Origin of the sequence: Flavobacterium sp. NRK F10, assembly GCF_024054235.1 — a bacterium.
GTDB lineage: Bacteria > Bacteroidota > Bacteroidia > Flavobacteriales > Flavobacteriaceae > Flavobacterium > Flavobacterium sediminis.
In genome coordinates this window covers 3,135,842-3,155,506 of sequence record NZ_JAMXLC010000001.1, presented here as the reverse complement: position 1 = coordinate 3,155,506, position 19,665 = coordinate 3,135,842, and the positions used below count along the sequence as shown (strand labels likewise).

Here is a 19,665-nt window from a genome sequence, read left to right as displayed (position 1 = left end):
TAAAAGCATGATTGCACCTTCAGAATTAATTTTAAACCCTGACGGCAGTGTTTATCACATCAACCTCAAACCGGAAAACATTGCTCATGATATCATTTTTGTGGGCGACCAGAATAGAGTTGAAAAAATAACGAAACACTTTGATTCCATTGAATTCACTACCCAAAAGCGGGAGTTTAAAACACAAACCGGAATATACAAAGGAAAACGTTTAACAGTTATGTCTACAGGAATAGGTCCGGATAACATTGACATTGTTATGAACGAGTTGGATGCTTTGGTTAACATTGATCTGAAAACCAGAACCGTTAAAGAAGAATTAACTTCGTTAAATATTGTCAGAGTAGGAACCTCCGGTTCTTTACAAGCAGATATTCCTTGTGACAGTATAGTAATGAGCTTGTACGGTTTAGGCTTAGACAATATGATCCATTCCTATGTTATTGATGAAATTAAAGAAACTGAAATGGAAGAAGCATTCATCACGCAAACCAATTGGGATCTCAGAAAGGGACGTCCGTATGTAATTAAAGGAAGTGAATCTTTGGCTAAAAAATTTGAAAGCGATCAAATATTTCAAGGATTTACCGGAACCGCCGGTGGTTTTTACGGTCCACAAGGTCGCGTATTACGTTTAGCTATTCAAGATCCGGAATTGAACCGAAAAATGGACAACTTTAATTTCAACGGTATAAAGATGACCAATCTTGAAATGGAAACCGGAGCCATTTACGGTCTAGGTAAATTATTAGGACACCAATGTTTATCATTGAATGCTATTATTGCCAATCGTGCTGACGGAACTTTTAGCGAAGACCCCTATAAAGCTGTTGAGAGCTTAATTGAATATGCTTTAAACAAATTAGCAGAATAATTCTCATTACGAACAGAGTGAGGAATCTCATAATAATGTGACTTCTCGACTCTGCTCGAAGTGATAAACAACTATATAATAATGAACATACTTTTAGAAACACCGCGTTTATTATTTCGTCCGTTAGAACTAACAGATGCCAAAGCTATGTTCAAAATGGACAGTAATCCTAACGTACATAAATACCTCTGGAACAAACCCGCTCAGGATATTGAAGAATCAGTCAAGGTTATCGAATACGTTCAGAAACAATACAAAGAAAATAACATTGGCCGTTTTGCTACTATTCTGAAAGAAACCGGAGAATTCATCGGCTGGACAGGAATCAAATTTGTTAACGACCACATAGAAAACGGAAATACCAACTTTTTTGATTACGGTTATCGCTTAAATGAGCCTCATTGGAATAAAGGATATGCTACTGAAGCTACTCAAATGTGGCTGGATTACGGCTTTAGTCAGATGAACATTGATAAGATGAATGCTTATACACATGCACAAAACGGAGCATCAAACCGGGTACTGTCAAAATGCGGTATGCAGTTTATGGAAGAGTATGTAGCAGAAGACGGGATCCTTTGGAAATGGTGGCAAATGCTTCATCCTGAAAATAAAGAATAACACTAAATCGTTTTTAGTACTTCTACTCCGTTTATATATTCAGAAGGTCGCTGCCCTAACAACTTGTAAAAGGTATTACTAAAAGTAGGCACACTGTTATAGCCCACAGCAATAGCTACTTCATTGATCGTCATTTTCTTTTCGATCATCAGTTCAATAGCTTTCAGCATCCTCTTGATCGTAAAGAACTGAATGAATGACATTCCCAGATCTTTATGGAACAAACGGTGTAAAGTCCGTTCGGTAAAGCCATACTTTTTAGCCAGATCCGAAAATAAGATCGGTTCCTGGTAATTTTTTTCCAGATGCTGAATAATCTTTATCAATCGGGCATCTTTAGGAAAAGGCAAAGCCAAAGGCAGATTATTTACACATATTTCAGGCAAAATAGCTTTAATAGCTTTAGCAATCACATAATTTCTGGACCCTTTTTTTAAATTTCCATTCCACCTATTAGTAAACAACATCATCTGTAACAATAAATCCGTTAAAGGGTAAATTCCCTCTGTTTTATAAAAGGAAACATCATTCTTTTCATCAGGAAAATACAAATTACGCATCATTACATCCTCCGAACTAGGATGAATACTGTGTTTTACTCCGCTTGGAATCCACATAAAATGACGTGCCGGTAAAAAATAGGTCTTAGTTTCTGTAGTTACATAAACAATTCCCCCTTCGGTATATAAAAACTGACTTTTTTCGTGTTTATGCGTGGGAATCAACAACTCACCCATCAAGTCATGGTGACAATAAATACTATTTTGGTCGATATCAACACCCTTTATGTAATATTTTTCTACCATTAAAAATCCAGTGTCTTAAATGAATATTTATTTGTCCTATAACGATATAGCGCCGTTAAATTTTATTTATAAAATTGTAAAGTATTTATTAAAACAACCAAACCCAAATAAAATATTAATAAAATTTTAATTTGTTTTTTAACAAAACAACAGAAAATTAATTAAATATGACATCTGAAAGAATATTGTTTAAGGACTACGAAGATAAGATAATTTCAGCCAATGAAGCCGCTTTTTTAATAAAAGATAAAATGACTGTAGGATCAAGCGGATTTACAAAAGCCGGAGATAGCAAAGCTGTTCTTCCCGCTTTTGCCAAAAGAGCTGAAAATGAAAATGTTGCCATTACTTTAATCACCGGAGCCTCACTAGGACACACAACAGATACGGATTTAGCTAAAAACGATGCATTAATAAAAAGAATGCCATTTCAGGTTGATCCTACGTTAAGAGGTAAAATTAATAACGGAGAAGTTTATTTTATTGACCAACATTTAAGTGAAACTTCAGAACTTCTGGTAAACGGTCATTTATCCAAATTAGATTTAGCGATCATTGAAGCTGCTTATGTTGATGAGAACGGAAATATTATCCCGACAACGTCAATAGGAAACTCCGCTACATTTGCTCAAATGGCTGATAAGATCATCATTGAGATCAACACTGAAATCCCAACGACTGTAAAAGGAATACATGATGTTCATTTACCGGAAGCCTACCCTAACAGAAAACCTTACGAAATCACTTCTGTAGACGGTAGAATCGGTAATGAATACATTACGATTGATCCTGAAAAAGTAATCGGTATCGTTTTTACGGATATTACTGACAGCCCTGCCCAGATTGCCCCACCCGATGAAAAAACAATTGCCATTGCAAATCACCTGGTAAAATTCTTTGAAGACGAAGTTAAAGCCGGAAGAATGACCGAGTCTTTAATGCCACTTCAAGCAGGTATCGGTAAAGTAGCCAATGCAGTTTTAACCGGTTTTACCAAAGGGGATTTCAAAAATTTGATCATGTATTCAGAAGTTTTGCAGGACAGTACTTTTGAATTGATCGATGCCGGTAAAATGGATTTTGCTTCTGCTTCATCCATTACCGTATCCAAAGAATGTTACAGTAATTTAATGCAAAACTTTGACCAATATAAAGATAAAATTGTATTAAGACCACAAAATATAAGTAATGCCGCAGAAGTCATCAGAAGATTAGGCGTTATTGCTATCAATACTGCTATTGAGTTCGATATTTACGGAAACGTAAACTCCACGCACATCGGAGGAACAAAAATGATGAATGGTATTGGTGGTTCGGGAGATTTTGCTCGTAATTCGTATTTGAGCATTTTCGTAACCCAATCGGCTTCTAAAGAAAACAATGCTATTTCCCATGTGTTGCCTATGGTATCACACATAGACCACACGGAGCACGATGTTGACATTTTAGTAACAGAACAAGGTTTAGCCGATTTACGCGGTTTAGCACCTCGAGAAAGAGCTAAAGTTATCATTGAAAAATGTGTACATCCGGATTACAAAGAAGCAATCCAGGATTACTTTACAAGAGCATGCCAAAGAGGCGGACATACTCCGCACATTTTGGAAGAAGCTTTTAATTTTCACATTCGCTTTAAAGAAACGGGCTCTATGAAAGAAAATAGTATGGTGTCAGTTTAATCATATTTTTGATTTGTTTTTTATTTATTTTTGTAACACAGACCCTAGCATTTTATGTTAGGGTTTGTTACTTTTAACTAAATTTGAACTAAAAATGAGCAAAACAATAAAAATAGCCGGTGTTCCGGAACACTTTAATCTGCCTTGGCACCTTTGTATTGAAAACGGAGAATTTGAAGATTACGGAATTGACCTGCAATGGACCGATGTACCGGAGGGAACCGGAAAAATGTGCCAGATGCTCCGCGACGGAGAAACCGACATTGCCGTGATCCTTACAGAAGGTATTGTAAAAGATATCGTAGCCGGAAATCCGTCAAAAATAGTACAAGTATATGTCAAGAGTCCGCTAATATGGGGAATTCACGTTGCGGCAGCGTCTCAATATCAAAAATTATCCGATTTAAAAGACACAAAAGCAGCTATTTCCCGTTTAGGTTCGGGATCTCATCTAATGAGTTTTGTAAATGCTGAAAATCAACATTGGGACACCAGCCAATTGCAATTTGAGATCGTAAATACTATTGACGGAGCTGTGGAAGCCTTAACTTCCGGCAAAGCCGATTATTTTATGTGGGAACGTTTTATGACCCAACCGTTGGTAGACAACGGTACCTTCCGTAGAATTGCCGACTGCCCTACTCTGTGGCCTTGCTTTGTAATTGCTGTTCGCAATGAAGTCTTAGAAAACGATCCTGAAATTATCGATCAGATCCTGGAAATTATCAATACCACAACGGAAGAATTTAAAATGATTCCGAGTATTGACCGAACTTTAGCCTCTAAATACGATCAAAAATTAGAAGATATTCAGCAATGGTTGGCTTTAACCCAATGGTCGCAGCAAAAACTTGATGTCAAAACATTAGAAAAGATACAAAACCGACTGCTAACGTTAAAAATTATTGAAAAAAAATTACCTTTTGAAGCGATCGTTAAATAATTAGTTAATTTTATCGTTTTAAAAGTAGGATGACGACCCAAAGGCCCAACATTTTTACCAAGATCAAAGAAAAGCTTTCGTTACCAAAGCCATGGGACACGGTCATCATTTTTATGCTCAATATTCTGGTAGCCGTTCCGGTATTTCTCATTGCGCATCAAAATCTGATTGAGTTGAATTGGCCTTACAACTTAGACCGTATCCTTCTTTTTATTTTGATTCTGGCAGTTATTCAATTGCTTTTACAAAGTCTGAAAACCATCATCATTCTTTGTGTCTTTATCTATTTTATCAGTTTGATCTACGGAACGGTTTTCGGAGAATACGGTTTTGAACGTGTGTTTGAAGATTACCGTTATATGATCTATTCTATGAGTGAAAACCCTAAGCCACAGGATTTGATCATTTCCAAGCTTTTGCCTTTTCCTAATAAATCCAAGATCATAGACGCTGTTGATTTTACCAATCCTAAAGTACGGAATTTTGCTTTGATGGCTACAACCAGACATTTTGAGCAAGCCGTTAAGCAATATCCGAAAGACCGAAAGCTCATTCAGTGTTTTGCCGTTTTTGCGGAGATCAAACACCGCTGGAATTATGTCAACGACCCACAGGGCCGTGAATATATAGCTTATGCTTCAGAAAGTATCCAGCATTTTTCGGGTGATTGTGACGATCATGCTATTCTTATGGCTGCCTGTATCAAAGCCATTGGTGGAACTCCGCGAATTATTCACACCGGAGGACACATGTATCCCGAAATGCTGATCGGAGATAAAAACGATCTGGAAACCGCTATGTACTTAATTAAAAAAGTACTTTTTACTGAAGAGAGTAAAAACCAACAAATTCATTACCATATTGACGAACGGGGCAAGATCTGGATGAATTTAGACTACACTGCCACCTATCCCGGTGGTCCTTTTATGAAAGAAGAAATTTTAGGGGAATTGACGCTTTAAACTATTATAGTTTTTAACTTTCCTTAATTTATTGATTTATGCATTGACTATTTTATTTTAAAAAAAATATACATATATACATTTATTCTCTTTCTAAAAAGAGATAATGTTCTGTACATTTATAAATGAACAACAAGAATAAACAGGGAAAACACCCTGTAAAATCAGGTTATTTTCCTTACAGGTATTGATTTTAAATAAAAGAAATTTGTTTTATTAATTTTAAAATCAAACAATATGAACAATTACGCAATTGACACCGCAGCCAGATTTGGCGATATTCCCTTTGTGGAATTTACAAAAGAATTAGTAACCGGAGTATTTGATTCTTTAGTAGAAGCACATGTACTTCAAATGGAAGAATATTCAAATTTTGTCAATTCTTTAACTCAAGATTTATCTACTTACATCAATAATACTCAAGATGGTGTGGACTTCGACCAGATTTCAGAATTTGTATTGAATTATGACTTACCTGAGATTGATAATTCAGAATTAACAACAGTTTTATCACAATTAGAATCTCCAAGTGATGAACTCTTTGGTAAAGACCCTTCAAATCCAAGTAATCCTCTACCTGCTACTCAAGAAACCTGGTGGGGTGGATTAATAAACGGACTTGCACCTGCTGTGACACAATTAGTTGAAAAAGTAAAAGACCCAAGCGAGATAGCAGGATTAAATGCTTTAAACCAATACAATAATGCTGTCTTAGCCGGAGGAGAAATTGCGGCTAACAATATACCTACTTACAAACAAATCTACGATGCAATTGCTGCTCTGATTACTTCAAATAAATATGGTTTATTACAAACAATTGCAAAACAAGGAGTAATGCGTTTGGTGGTTACCGAAGGGGAAATTGAGACTAAATTGACATTTTCAACTTGGAATAATTCATCTAGTGGAATTAATACCGGAAATTCTGAAAAAGCCAAAGTAAAAACAAAAGACAAGAGAGGTGTATTTGGTCGAATCTTTAAAGGACGAGACAAAACAAAGACGAGAACTATTACAGTAAATACCGCTAAGTCATATCAAAACGATTCGAGCGGAAGTAAAGTTGATATTTTCGGAAGAGTTTTAATAAAATTCAAAACTGATTACGCACCTTTAAACGGATAAATTATGGCAAATTTTAAAGAAGTTTCTTTAGGATTTTCTGAGTTTGTTTCTCAATTAATACAAGAAACATTTGATGCGATTTTGTCTTCTCAAAATTATCAATTAGAAAAGTATGCAGCATTAGAAAGTAAATTGAATTTACCGAACAATGCCTTTATTAAAAATTTCATTTCAAATGATGAGATTGAAGCCAAAAAATATGAATATTTTGGTTTTAAAATTGAAAAGCAGATGGTTGTTAATGAGAATTTAATTAATTTTTTGACTGAAACTTTTGAATCAAATCAGAATCTTGTTTTTAATAAAAAACTTACCAATGCCGGATATAATGCTATTACTGAGTATGTTTCAGATATTTTAGTTGAAGAACGCAAAGCTATACTCAAAACGTTAATCAATAAATCAAACACTTCAAATATAGTCGTAGACTCAGGAGAAATAACAGCAAAATTAGAATTAACAAACCTGTTTAAACAAGATACAGGTGACAAAAGTGCTAAATCCGCTAAGTTATTAAAATCAAACATCACCCTAATTAATGAAAGTAAAGAAGCTATAAAACAAATTTCACTTCCTACTTTTCAAAAAAAGGTCGATGTTATTGATTTTAAAGATGAAAAGTCTGGAAAAACGACAATCTTAATAGATAGAAAATCTATCGAAAATATTAATGATTCAAACTTTCAGATTCCGAATGTTAGACTTTCTGTTCAGCCAACTAAATTAACTGAAACAAGTAATTTATATTCTGAAATTAAAATAACCTTTAAAACAGTATGATAGAAACACTAATTGAAGAAATGATTTTTGCAATGTCTCTATTAAAAAAGATAGATATTCAAATTACAGAACTCTCTGTAAAATTACCAAACGGAGAGTTAATTAGTATAAAATAGCCTATACTGATAAGTTAATAGTGGCTCTAAAGACGGCAAAAAATAATTAACAGTAAGTACAGGTATTTTCCGTATTTTTATTTTTCAAACTAAATAAAGAAAATCTCTTAAAGAAATCTATTCTTTAAGAGATTTTTTAATATCCTGAATAATTAGAAAATATAGAATTAAATATGAAAAATATTGAACAAACATTTGGAGAATTTCTTATTACAACAAATAAAGCAAAGTTAGACATAGTTGCCATTCACGAGTTTTTATCCAAACATTCCGGTTGGAGTGCAAACATACCATTTGAAACAGTTCGAAAATCAATCGACAATTCTTTAAATTTCGGACTGTTCCACAACCATAAATAAATCGGGTTTGCACGAGTAATCTCTGATTTTTCTACAATTGCTTATTTAGGTGATATCTATGTTTTAGAAAATTACCGCGGACAAGGACTTTCAAAAAAACTCATGGAATTCGTAATGAAGCATCCTGATTTACAAAACCTGAGACGATGGATCTTACTGACATCAACTGCAGATTGGCTTTATGAAAAATACGGATTTACTAAATTGGCAAAACCGGAATTATATATGGAACTATTTAATCCGGACGTTTATAAAACTGAACAATAATATCAAGTTTTAACTGAAAAAAATACAATCGATATTTTATTACCAAATGATCTTTTCCTTCCCTATTTGTTCCAAATACGCATTCGTTTTACTAAAATGTTTATTTCCAAACCACAAACCTCTGTTGGCACTTAATGGCGACGGGTGTCCGGTTTCTAAAACAAAGTGCTTATTTCTGTCAATTCTAGCACCTTTCTTTTTAGCATAACCGCCCCAAAGTAAAAAGACAACTTTTTCATTATTTTGCGAAATAGCATCAATTACGGCATCTGTGAAGGCTTCCCAACCTTTATTCTGGTGGCTTCCGGCAGAAGCTTCCCGTACGGTCAGAGTAGCATTTAAAAGCAGAACTCCTTGTTTTGCCCAACGCTCTAAATTTCCGGTTTCAGGTATCGGCTTACCTAAATCTTGCTCAATTTCTTTAAAAATATTGATGAGTGACGGAGGAAAAGGAATACTGTCATTAACCGAAAAACACAAGCCGTTTGCCTGTCCGGCTCCGTGATACGGATCCTGCCCTATAATGACAACTTTCACGTCCTGAAAAGAGCAAGCATCAAAGGCTGCAAAAATCTGATTCCCTTTAGGATAACACTTATAGTTTGTATATTCCTCTTTTACAAATGCAACTAACGATTGAAAATACGATTTATTAAATTCATTTTGTAAGTACGGTTGCCAGGAAGAATTGATTTTTACTTGCATCTTTTAAAATTTTTTCAAAAATAGAAATTATTCGTCCAAATGCGTGTAAATTTGCATAAAAAGCTAACGAATTAGAATGATTTCAGTAACTGATAAAACTTTACAGGACTTAGAATTTAAAACCATTTTGCAAACCATTTCAGAATATTGTCACACTGAGATCGGCGAACAAAAAGCACAAGACATATTACCTTTTAAAAACAAAGGAAAACTACTAGATAATCTGAACCAAACTTCAGAATATCTGGCTTCGTTTACGAATAATAATGCCATTCCGAATCACGGCTTTGAAACTGTTTCAAATGAACTGAAATTTTTAGGAATTGAAGACAGTTTTTTAGAAGCGTCCGGTTTTAAAAAGATCATTCATTTAGCAGAAACAACGATAACTCTGGTTCTCTACTTCAAAAAGTTTGAGGAATATTATCCGAAACTACAGCTCAAAGCCTCTGAAATCACAATCGAGAAATTTATTGTAGCAGCTATTGAAAATGTATTTGATAAATACGGAGAGATCAAAGACAATGCCTCACCGGATCTGGTGAACATCAGGAGAAACATCCAATTGGTACGCGGAAAGATCAACCAAAGCTTCGGGGTTGCCCTTTCCCAATACAATTCGGCAGGATATTTAGACGATATCAAAGAAACAGTCGTAGACAACAGACGTGTTCTGGCGGTTTTAGCAATGCATCGTAAAAAAGTAAAAGGTTCGGTCATGGGAAGTTCTAAGACCGGAAGTATTGTTTACATTGAACCCGATGCCACATTGCGTTTTTCAAGAGAGCTGAACAGTTTGCTTCAGGACGAACGTGAAGAAATCATTCGCATTTTAAAAGAACTAACCAATCAGATCAGACCTTATAAAGACCTTTTAGCTGATTATCAGGAGTTCTTAAGTGATATTGATGTTATTGCCGCTAAAGCGAAGTATGCACACCGGATCAATGCTTTGTTGCCAAAGATCACGGATGAAAAACGCTTGTATTTCAGAGAAGCCTACCACCCTATTCTGTGGCTGACGAACAGTACTAAAAAGCAGCCGATTTACCCGCAAACCATCGAACTGCACAATGAAAGCCGAATCATCGTCATCTCAGGACCTAATGCCGGAGGTAAAAGTATTACCCTTAAAACCATTGGTTTATTACAACTGATGCTGCAAAGCGGTATTCTGATCCCGGTTCACGAGCGCAGCGAAACCTTTCTGTTTGACAGAATACTGACAGATATCGGAGATAATCAGTCCATTGAAAACCATTTAAGTACCTATAGCTATCGTTTGAAGAACATGAACTACTTTCTTAAAAAGTGCAATGCAAAGACCTTGTTCTTAATTGATGAGTTCGGTACCGGATCTGATCCTGAATTAGGAGGAGCCCTGGCGGAAACTTTTTTGGAAGAATTCTATGCCAGAGAAGCTTTCGGTATCATTACGACCCATTACACCAATTTAAAGATATTGGCCAATGAATTGCCTTTTGCTATTAATGCAAACATGATGTTCGATGAAAAATCATTAGAACCCATGTATAAATTGCATTTGGGACAACCCGGAAGTTCATTTACGTTTGAAGTGGCACAAAAGAACGGAATACCATACGGTTTGATCAATCGCGCTAAAAAGAAGATCGAACGCAGTAAAGTTCGTTTCGATAAAACCATTGCGACTTTACAAAAAGAGCGTTCTAAACTGGAAAAAACCTCTCAAAACTTAAAAGAGGAAGAATCAAAGGCTCGTGAGGAAAGCCAAAAAATGGAACAGATCAATGCTAAAATTCAGGACAAACTGGAGCGCTATCAGGAATTATATGATGCTAACCAACGCTTGATTTATTTAGGTCAGAAACTGGATGATATTTCTGAGAAATATTTCAATAATAAAGACAAGAAAACGTTGATCGGTGAATTTTTGAAAATGGTGGAAATTGAAAATTCAAAACGTAAAAAAATCACCAAAAAAGAAAAAGTCATCAAACAAAAGATTGAAAAACAAGTTATAGCAGAAGTAAAAGAAAAAGTAGAAGAAATTCGCGAGAAGAAAAAAGAAGAAAAGCAGAAGAAAAAAGAAGTTGAGCAAAACAAACCGAAAGTCGTTCTGAAAGTCGGTGACCGAGTGAGAATGATCGATGGAAAAGCGATCGGTACTATTGATGCCATTGAAAAAAATAAAGCAACTGTAAACTATGGAATTTTCACTTCTAAAGTCAGCGTAGATCAGTTAGAATATATTCAGCCTTTATAACTAATTGTCTCATTAAAAATGAATTTTCCGAAAGATAAAAAAATCATACTGTTTGACGGGGTTTGCAATTTATGCAACACTTCCGTTCAATTCATTATAAAGCATGACCCAAAAGATGTTTTCCGCTTTGTGGCAATTCAATCGGAAACCGGACAAGAACTGATCCGGTATTTAGGTATTGACACTTCTAAAACCGATTCCATTATTTTATACGAACCGGGCATGGCTTATTATTTTAAGGCAGAAGCGGCTCTGCGTATTGCAAAAGAGTTAAAAAGCGGATATTCCCTACTCTATTCCTTTATAGTCGTACCGGATAAGATCAAGAATTTCATCTATGATTACATAGCTAAAAACCGTTATAAATGGTATGGCAAAAAAGAATCCTGCATGATCCCTACACCGGAATTAAAAGCTAAATTTCTCTGATACAACTGATATTTGTCATTTTTTAATTATATTTATAACTCTATTTTTGACTAAATTTCTAACCTTATCATTATGAAAAGTCTTTTAATTTCTCTATTCAATTTTAATAACGGAGCGTTTATTATGGTTGTAGTCTTTGCACTGGTAATCTTAGGATTAGTCGGAGCAGTAATGTTTATGATGAATTCAGATAAAAAGAAAAAAGGGAACGACTAAGTAAAACTTAGTCGTTTTTTTAATGCTTAAACTTTAAACTTGTTAACCTGAATTCGGTTAATACAAATCCTTTTTTTAATATTTATTTTATTATCGGAATGATAATAGAAAAACTTAACAATAAGCAAGTAATCAAACTTTAATTGTAAAATAGCAATAGAAAAGGGACTTAAAAGTCCCTTTGTGTTTTCTTCTATTTGTTATATAAAAAATGATCGGTAATAACTAATGCCGCCATTGCTTCTACAATAGGAACCGCTCTGGGTACCACACACGGATCATGTCTCCCCTTTCCTTGCTGTTCGATGATCTCGCCAGTATTCGTTAACACATCTTGCTTTTGCAACAAAGTGGCTACCGGCTTAAAAGCTACCCTAAAATAAATATCCATACCATTACTGATCCCTCCTTGTATTCCTCCCGAAAGATTAGTTTTAGTAGTTCCGTCCGGATTAAAAGAATCATTGTGCTCACTTCCTTTCATTTTAGCGCCGCAAAATCCGCTACCGTATTCAAAACCTTTAACTGCATTAATAGAAAGCATGGCTTTTCCTAAATCGGCATGTAATTTATCAAAAACAGGTTCTCCCAAGCCTACAGGCACGTTCTGAATCACACAAGTAATTGTTCCCCCTACTGTATCACCTTGCTTTTTAATTTCTTTTATATAGGCTTCCATCCTCTCAGCAGACTTCTCATCCGGACATCTGACAGGATTACTTTCAATTTTAGAAAAATCTAAATCCTGATACGGTTTGTCGATAAAGATCTCGCCAACAGAAGATACAAAAGCTGTAATTTTAACATCAGAAATAACCTGTTTGGCAACAGCCCCTGCTACAACCCTGCTAACCGTTTCTCTGGCAGAACTTCTTCCTCCTCCTCTGTAATCTCTGATTCCGTATTTCTTTTCATACACATAATCAGCATGACTCGGTCTGTAGGTATCTTTTATATGCGAATAATCATGAGACTTTTGATTGGTATTCTGAATGACAAAACCTATAGGTGTTCCGGTTGTTTTTCCTTCAAAAATACCGGATAGAAACTGAACTTCGTCTTCTTCTTTTCTTTGCGTTACTATTGCTGATTGTCCGGGTTTTCTTCTTTGCATTTCAGTTCGAATTGCCTCAAGATCCAATTCAATACCAGCCGGACAGCCGTCAATAATACCTCCTAATGCTTCTCCATGTGACTCTCCGAATGTAGTTACTTTAAATAGCGTTCCAAATGTATTTCCTGCCATAAATACTATTCCATTTAAGTTTTTCACAAATGTAAGCATTATTAGCGGGTTTATAGAAACATTATTTTAACAAAACCAACAAACAACTAATCTACTGATAACTTTAACTTTAACTTTAGTTTAAACAAATATCGTTCTTTTGTTTAAACTCAGTATTTTGAAAAAGAGAAGTGTAGAATTAGTCGTAATTTCAGATGTACATCTTGGTACATTCGGTTGTCATGCCACAGAGTTATTAGAATATCTGAATTCTATTAAACCTAAAACCTTAATTTTAAATGGCGACATTATAGATATTTGGCAATTTAGAAAATCATATTTTCCTAAAAGTCACTTAAAGGTTGTCAAAAAATTAATAAATTTCTCCAGCAAAGGAACTCAGGTATACTACATTACCGGGAATCACGATGAAATGTTACGAAAGTTCAGTGACACACATTTGGGAAATTTTTCACTTGTTAACAAAGTTGTTTTAGAATTAAACGGGCAAAAGGCCTGGTTCTTTCACGGTGACGTTTTTGACAGTTCTGTGCATACTGCCAAATGGATCGCCAAATTAGGCGGATTAGGATACGATTACCTGATCTTACTGAACCGATTCATCAATTGGTGTCTGAACAAAATGGGAAAAGAGCCTTATTCCCTTTCCAAAAAAATTAAAGGAAGTGTCAAAAAAGCAGTAAAATTCATTTCTGATTTTGAAACAACAGCAACGGATATCGCTATTGATAATCAATATGATTTTGTGTGTTGCGGACATATACATGAACCTAAAATATTAAGAAAATCAAATAATAAAGGCTCTACCCTTTATTTGAATTCCGGCGACTGGATAGAGAACTTAACCGCACTGGAATACAACCGTAAAAAATGGAAACTATATACTCATACTCCTTTAAATCAAATCAGGGAAGATGATGATGAAAATATTGATATGGAAAATGAACTTTCACAACAGTTAATTGCTAATATTATTTTTCATAAAAAATAATTATTATATTAGTCGAAAAATAATCCTATGCGACTAAAAAGTTACCTGTTCATTGCATTAGCAGTGTCATCTATTTACTCTTGTTCTAACGATAATGATGATAATCCTGAGAATTCGTTTAGCATCACATTTCCTTTGAATGACGGAAACTACTGGAATTATGATATTGTAACTGACGGAGCAACTTCAAGAGATTCTGTCTTTATATCACATGACACCGTAATCAATTCAATTACCTATAAAAAAGTTGAAACTGAAGTAATCCCAACCGGATTTTATTCTTCTAGCCTTAAAGACAATGCTCTAAGAAACAATAATCAGAAACTATTGTTGACAGGAGACCTGAGCTTTTTGGCCGGTCAAAGTTTACCGGTAGGTGTTGACCTATCTGTAACAGACTTTACTATTCTGGACAATAACGCAAGTTCAGGAACTCAATTATCCAGTAAAAGCGGAAGTATTTCTCAAACTATAAACAGTGTTCCCGTTACGATGAACTATACATTAAAAACGGTAGCCGGAACAGATTATGAAAGCATAACAATCAATAATGTTACATATCAAAATGTAAAAACGACTAATGTAATATTAACAGCTTCAGCTTACACTACTATTATACCGGGATATGATCAAGACATTTTAAGTCCAAGTGACCAAAATGTTATGGTCTCTGAGATTTTATTTGCCGACGGAATTGGAGCCATAGCTATAACAACTGATATCAGCTTTACTTTAGATGCTTCAATTGCCAGTGGTTTAGGAATATCACAATCTCAGAGTCAACATCAGGAAGAAACATTAGATACATATCATATTAATTAATTTTAATTTCTTACATTTAATTTTGTAATTATTTCTGTAAATTATATAAAAAGATGTCCCAAAAGATTGTATAAATTTGTAACATTAAAACATGTAAAATTATGAAGAAAATTTTTATTAGCGCCATTATGCTATTAGGTTTAGCTTTCAATGCACAGGCTCAGGACATTTCAAAAAACGCTTTAGGTTTACGCTTAGGGGATAATGATGGTTTTGGTGGTGAGATCTCTTACCAAAGAGCACTTAGTTCTCCGAACAGATTAGAATTTGACTTAGGCTGGAGAAATAGTGATCACGTTGACGCTTTTAAACTTGTAGGTTTATACCAATGGGTTTGGAACATTGACGGAGGTTTCAACTGGTATGCCGGTGTAGGAGCTGGTGTAGGAAGCTGGAGTGTAGATAGTAAATATGGAGACGGAAGCGGTTCTTTTGTTTTATTAGGAGGAGATATAGGTATTGAATATAATTTTGATATTCCTCTACAATTATCTTTAGATTTCAGACCTGAATTTTATTTAGGTGGTGATTATGCTGATTACAAAGATAATTTCGGTCCGGATATCGCATTAGGGATTCGTTATAAATGGAATTAATCAAATATAAAATTCCTTTAAAAAAAACTCCGTGTAACACTCGGAGTTTTTTTTATATCTCTAATTTCTAATTGATCTTATTTGCTTTTTCATTCTGACCGGTAACCTGATAAGCCATTTTTAAAAGATTCTTAGTATTAACATCACTAGAATCTAAACTGTATGCTTTTTCAAATAACGGAATGGTTTTTTTGAAAATCTCTTTTCTTTTAGCCATCAATTCATCATATTTTGGTTTATCATCTCGGAAAGAATTAATTTCATCAACCAATTTCTGATCGTCTTTTAACAATTCATAAGCTTCATTGAAATAAATTCTGGCCTCAGCTTTTTTAAGATCCATATCAGCAGGATTCAATTCTACTGCTTTCTCATAATATTTTTTAGCCTTTTCCATATTTTTATTATGGTCTGCCAAAGAAGCTAACATTTTATAAGTATCCGGTAATTTAGTAGACACTTTTACATCTCTTGGTTTTTCATAAACTCCGGTTGCGATTGACTTTGTTCTTGTTTCTCGATTAGGAAGTTGTTCTTCTTGTCCGCTAGCTTTATTAACAGCATAGTAAATAACCCCGTTTTTCATGTAATCACTATTTACCAACTCTTCATATAACTTTTCAGCTGCTTTATAATCTTCTCCCTGAACAGCAGTGATTGCAGCATTTTCTAAAGAATTCCCTTCATTCTTTTCATCAAAAAGATACAGCGCATAGAAAAAAGAAGAAGCTTCTTTATATTTTTTACCAGTATACGCTGAATTAGCAATCATGCTCAACTGATTTTTAAAAGATTGCTTTTCCTGAACCAGATCATCCGTATATATTTTCTTCCCTACTTTAGCTTCATAAGCCATTGTTTCATCTATTACATTACCATATTCAGTAATAAACTGAGGGTTATACAGTTTGATCTGATCTTGTAATGTAGCCTTATCTCCTTTTGAATAAAGCTCTAATGTAGGATACATTACTTTATAAAACTTTGTATAAACTTTATCTCCCTCTTCTTTAGCCAAAGGTTCTAATGAATTTAAAGCTGCTTTATAAGCTTCTAGATCCTTTTGAGAGATCGTTTCCTTTCCATAAATCTTCTTTAGTGTTTTTAACTCATCTTTCTGAGCAAAAGTCGCTACCGAACAGAAAAATGCTGTAGCTAAAATTAATCTTTTCATAATTTGTTTACAGTTATTTTTAAAATTTTATTTGGTTTCATTTAAAAAGAAGCCCAATTAAAAATTGGGCTCTTTATTTATTCTTGAGTTTCGTTATTCTCATCAGTATTCATCCCTTCGGTATTCTCTTCTCCTTCAGGTAATTCTTCTTCCTCTTCTCGTAGAACTTTAGTAACAGCTGCAATAGAATCGTTTCCTTTTATATTAATTAAACGAACTCCTTGTGTAGCTCTACCCATTACCCTTAAGTCGTCCACTCGCATTCTGATTGTTAAACCGGATTTATTGATAATCATCAGATCATCTTCATCTGTAACTGCATTTACAGAGATCAATGCACCTGTTTTATCTGTAATATTTAAAGTTTTAACTCCTTTACCACCTCTGTTCGTGATACGATAAACCGGTTCTCCGTCTTCTTCTAATTTAGTACGTTTACCATACCCGTTTTCAGTAACTACTAAAATTTGAGAATCATTTATATCTTTCTCATCAATAGAAACCATTCCGATAACTTCATCTTTATCGTCTGCAAGAGTAATACCTCTTACACCGGAGGCCGTACGTCCCATAGGACGTGTTTTCTCTTCTTCAAAACGAACTAATTTACCGGATTTAACAGCGATTAGTACCTGACTATTACCGGTAGTTAATTTTGCTTCCAGTAATTCATCGTCCTCGCGAATAGTTATTGCATTGATACCGTTTTGACGAGGTCTAGAGTATTGCTCTAAAGGTGTCTTTTTCACAATCCCTTTTTTAGTAGCCATAATTACAAAACGACTATTGATGTATTCTTCATCCTTAAGGTCTTTTGTACAAATAAAGGCTTTTACTTTATCATCACTTTCGATATTGATTAAGTTTTGAATAGCTCTACCTTTACTTGCTTTCGTTCCTTCCGGAATTTCAAATACACGCATCCAGAAACATTTTCCTTTTTGCGTAAAGAACAATAGATATTGGTGATTTGTAGCTACAAAAAGATGTTCCAGAAAATCCTGATCTCTTGTTGCCGAACCTTTTTGCCCTACTCCTCCTCTGTTCTGTGTCTTATATTCAGACAACGAAGTACGTTTAATATAACCTGCATGAGAGATAGTTACCACAACTTGTTCGTCAGCAATCAAATCTTCAATACTTACATCTCCGCCGGCATATTCAATTACTGAACGTCTTTCGTCTCCGTATTTATCTTTTATTTCAACTAACTCGTCTTTGATTACCTGCATACGCATATCCTTGTTAGCAAGTAACTCTTTCAAGTACGCAATCAGTTTCATTACTTCATCGTATTCTGCACGAAGCTTATCTTGTTCCAGCCCTGTTAACTGGCGTAAGCGCATTTCTACGATAGCTCTGGCTTGAATTTCAGACAATTTGAATCGCTCGATCAATTTGTTACGAGCTTCTTCTCCATCTTTTGAAGAACGTATTAAAGCAATTACTTCATCAATATTATCAGAAGCAATAATTAAACCTTCTAAAATATGGGCTCTTTCTTCTGCTTTTCTTAAATCAAATTGTGCTCTGCGAACAACAACATCGTGACGGTGTTCTACGAAATGATGAATTAAATCTTTAAGATTTAGCATTTCCGGTCTTCCTTTTACCAATGCAATGTTATTCACACTGAACGAAGATTGTAATTGAGTATACTTGAATAATGTATTCAAAACTACATTAGGAACTGCATCTCTTTTCAGTTCGTATACAATACGCATCCCTTTTCTATCCGACTCATCACGAATAGTAGAAATTCCTTCGATCTTTTTTTCGTTAACCAGATCCGCTGTTTTTTTGATCATTTCAGCCTTGTTAACTTGATACGGAATTTCTGTTACAACAATGGCTTCTTTACCGTTAGACTCTTCAAAGTTAGCTTTAGCACGCATAACCACACGACCTCTACCGGTTTTAAAGGCCTCTCTAACACCTTCATATCCATAAATAACACCACCGGTTGGAAAATCCGGCGCTTTGATATGATTCATCAATTCATCGATCTCAATATCATTATTATCGATGTAAGCCAGTGTTCCGTCAATAACTTCAGACAAGTTATGTGGCGGCATATTTGTTGCCATACCTACTGCAATCCCAGAAGCTCCGTTAATTAACAAGTTGGGCACACGAGTCGGTAAAACTTTTGGTTCCTCCAAAGAGTCATCAAAGTTCAATTGAAAATCTACTGTTTCTTTTTCGATATCAGCTAACATCTCCTCTGATATCTTTTTCATTCTGGCCTCAGTATAACGCATTGCTGCCGGACTATCACCATCAACTGAACCAAAGTTACCTTGTCCGTCAACCATTAAATAACGTAAACTCCAATCCTGAGCCATACGCACCATAGCATCATAAACCGAAGAATCTCCATGCGGGTGGTACTTACCTAAAACCTCTCCTACAATTCTGGCTGATTTTTTATACGCACTGTTGGAACGTATTCCTAATTCGTGCATTCCAAATAATACTCTACGGTGTACAGGCTTTAACCCATCTCTAACATCAGGAAGAGCTCTGGAAACGATTACCGACATTGAATAATCAATGTAGGCTGATTTCATTTCTTCTTCTATGTTAATAGGTATTAACTTTTCTCCTTCAGACATAAGTATTTAAATAAATTTTATCATTAATTCTTAAACGTGCCAATATACGCTTTTTTATTAATTCTATAGATTTTTTATCTTATAAATTTACATG

General features: G+C 34.7%; 20 protein-coding genes. 15 read left to right on the top strand and 5 right to left on the bottom strand.

Features of this window, described 5'->3' with window-relative positions:
* Positions 1-7 precede the first annotated feature (7 nt).
* Positions 8-874, top strand: a complete 867-nt coding sequence (locus NHF50_RS14375; protein ID WP_252777087.1) for a nucleoside phosphorylase — start codon at positions 8-10, stop codon at positions 872-874.
* A gap of 81 nt (positions 875-955) precedes the next feature.
* Positions 956-1,495, top strand: a complete 540-nt coding sequence (locus NHF50_RS14370; RefSeq protein ID WP_252777086.1) for a GNAT family N-acetyltransferase — start codon at positions 956-958, stop codon at positions 1,493-1,495.
* 2 nt (positions 1,496-1,497) lie between these two features.
* Here the strand turns inward: NHF50_RS14370 and NHF50_RS14365 are convergent, their stop codons facing one another.
* A complete protein-coding gene (locus tag NHF50_RS14365; RefSeq protein ID WP_109570303.1) occupies positions 1,498-2,301 on the bottom strand; it encodes an AraC family transcriptional regulator in 804 nt (267 codons plus the stop codon).
* Between the two features lie 167 nt (positions 2,302-2,468).
* Here NHF50_RS14365 and NHF50_RS14360 point away from each other — a divergent pair, with 167 nt between their 5' ends.
* The 7 genes from NHF50_RS14360 (at position 2,469) to NHF50_RS14330 (ending at position 8,532) form a co-directional block, all read left to right on the top strand.
* Positions 2,469-3,980 (top strand): succinate CoA transferase, encoded by a 1,512-nt coding sequence (locus NHF50_RS14360; protein WP_109570302.1) that lies wholly within the window; start codon positions 2,469-2,471, stop codon positions 3,978-3,980.
* 94 nt (positions 3,981-4,074) lie between these two features.
* Entirely contained in the window at positions 4,075-4,923 is an 849-nt protein-coding gene (locus NHF50_RS14355) for a substrate-binding domain-containing protein (RefSeq protein WP_252777085.1), read from the top strand.
* Positions 4,924-4,952: 29 nt separating this feature from the next.
* Positions 4,953-5,885 (top strand): transglutaminase, encoded by a 933-nt coding sequence (locus NHF50_RS14350; RefSeq protein WP_109570301.1) that lies wholly within the window; start codon positions 4,953-4,955, stop codon positions 5,883-5,885.
* Between the two features lie 237 nt (positions 5,886-6,122).
* Positions 6,123-7,010 carry a hypothetical protein gene (locus NHF50_RS14345; RefSeq protein WP_252777084.1) on the top strand — a complete coding sequence of 296 codons (888 nt, stop codon included), beginning with the start codon at positions 6,123-6,125 and terminating at the stop codon, positions 7,008-7,010.
* A 3-nt stretch (positions 7,011-7,013) separates the two neighbouring features.
* Entirely contained in the window at positions 7,014-7,790 is a 777-nt protein-coding gene (locus NHF50_RS14340; protein ID WP_252777083.1) for a hypothetical protein, read from the top strand.
* Between the two features lie 289 nt (positions 7,791-8,079).
* Positions 8,080-8,265, top strand: a complete 186-nt coding sequence (locus NHF50_RS14335; RefSeq protein ID WP_252777082.1) for a hypothetical protein — start codon at positions 8,080-8,082, stop codon at positions 8,263-8,265.
* A complete protein-coding gene (locus tag NHF50_RS14330) occupies positions 8,266-8,532 on the top strand; it encodes a GNAT family N-acetyltransferase (protein WP_308219330.1) in 267 nt (88 codons plus the stop codon).
* A gap of 39 nt (positions 8,533-8,571) precedes the next feature.
* Here the strand turns inward: NHF50_RS14330 and NHF50_RS14325 are convergent, their stop codons facing one another.
* Positions 8,572-9,237: a uracil-DNA glycosylase gene (locus NHF50_RS14325; RefSeq protein ID WP_109570297.1), complete on the bottom strand. Its 666-nt coding sequence runs from the start codon at positions 9,235-9,237 to the stop codon at positions 8,572-8,574.
* Between the two features lie 76 nt (positions 9,238-9,313).
* On the opposite strand from NHF50_RS14325, the gene NHF50_RS14320 reads away from it, so the two are divergent.
* The 3 genes from NHF50_RS14320 to NHF50_RS14310 all read left to right on the top strand — a co-directional run bounded on the left by NHF50_RS14320 (position 9,314) and on the right by NHF50_RS14310 (position 12,127).
* Positions 9,314-11,482 carry a DNA mismatch repair protein MutS gene (locus NHF50_RS14320; protein WP_252777080.1) on the top strand — a complete coding sequence of 723 codons (2,169 nt, stop codon included), beginning with the start codon at positions 9,314-9,316 and terminating at the stop codon, positions 11,480-11,482.
* A gap of 18 nt (positions 11,483-11,500) precedes the next feature.
* Positions 11,501-11,911 carry a thiol-disulfide oxidoreductase DCC family protein gene (locus NHF50_RS14315; RefSeq protein ID WP_109570295.1) on the top strand — a complete coding sequence of 137 codons (411 nt, stop codon included), beginning with the start codon at positions 11,501-11,503 and terminating at the stop codon, positions 11,909-11,911.
* 72 nt (positions 11,912-11,983) lie between these two features.
* Positions 11,984-12,127 carry a hypothetical protein gene (locus NHF50_RS14310; RefSeq protein WP_170108220.1) on the top strand — a complete coding sequence of 48 codons (144 nt, stop codon included), beginning with the start codon at positions 11,984-11,986 and terminating at the stop codon, positions 12,125-12,127.
* 193 nt (positions 12,128-12,320) lie between these two features.
* Here NHF50_RS14310 and aroC read toward each other — a convergent pair whose 3' ends face one another.
* Positions 12,321-13,373 (bottom strand): chorismate synthase, encoded by a 1,053-nt coding sequence (aroC, locus tag NHF50_RS14305; protein WP_252777342.1) that lies wholly within the window; start codon positions 13,371-13,373, stop codon positions 12,321-12,323.
* A gap of 157 nt (positions 13,374-13,530) precedes the next feature.
* On the opposite strand from aroC, the gene NHF50_RS14300 reads away from it, so the two are divergent.
* The 3 genes from NHF50_RS14300 (at position 13,531) to NHF50_RS14290 (ending at position 15,782) form a co-directional block, all read left to right on the top strand.
* Entirely contained in the window at positions 13,531-14,364 is an 834-nt protein-coding gene (locus tag NHF50_RS14300) for a UDP-2,3-diacylglucosamine diphosphatase (protein WP_109570294.1), read from the top strand.
* A gap of 27 nt (positions 14,365-14,391) precedes the next feature.
* On the top strand, positions 14,392-15,186 hold the full coding sequence (locus NHF50_RS14295) for a hypothetical protein (protein ID WP_109570293.1): 795 nt from the start codon (positions 14,392-14,394) through the stop codon (positions 15,184-15,186).
* A 101-nt stretch (positions 15,187-15,287) separates the two neighbouring features.
* On the top strand, positions 15,288-15,782 hold the full coding sequence (locus tag NHF50_RS14290; RefSeq protein WP_109570292.1) for a hypothetical protein: 495 nt from the start codon (positions 15,288-15,290) through the stop codon (positions 15,780-15,782).
* A gap of 67 nt (positions 15,783-15,849) precedes the next feature.
* Here the strand turns inward: NHF50_RS14290 and NHF50_RS14285 are convergent, their stop codons facing one another.
* Together NHF50_RS14285 and gyrA are read right to left on the bottom strand one after the other, a co-directional pair.
* Positions 15,850-16,956: a lipopolysaccharide assembly protein LapB gene (locus NHF50_RS14285; RefSeq protein WP_109570291.1), complete on the bottom strand. Its 1,107-nt coding sequence runs from the start codon at positions 16,954-16,956 to the stop codon at positions 15,850-15,852.
* A 77-nt stretch (positions 16,957-17,033) separates the two neighbouring features.
* Positions 17,034-19,571 (bottom strand): DNA gyrase subunit A, encoded by a 2,538-nt coding sequence (gene gyrA / locus NHF50_RS14280; RefSeq protein ID WP_109570290.1) that lies wholly within the window; start codon positions 19,569-19,571, stop codon positions 17,034-17,036.
* Positions 19,572-19,665: the final 94 nt, after the last annotated feature.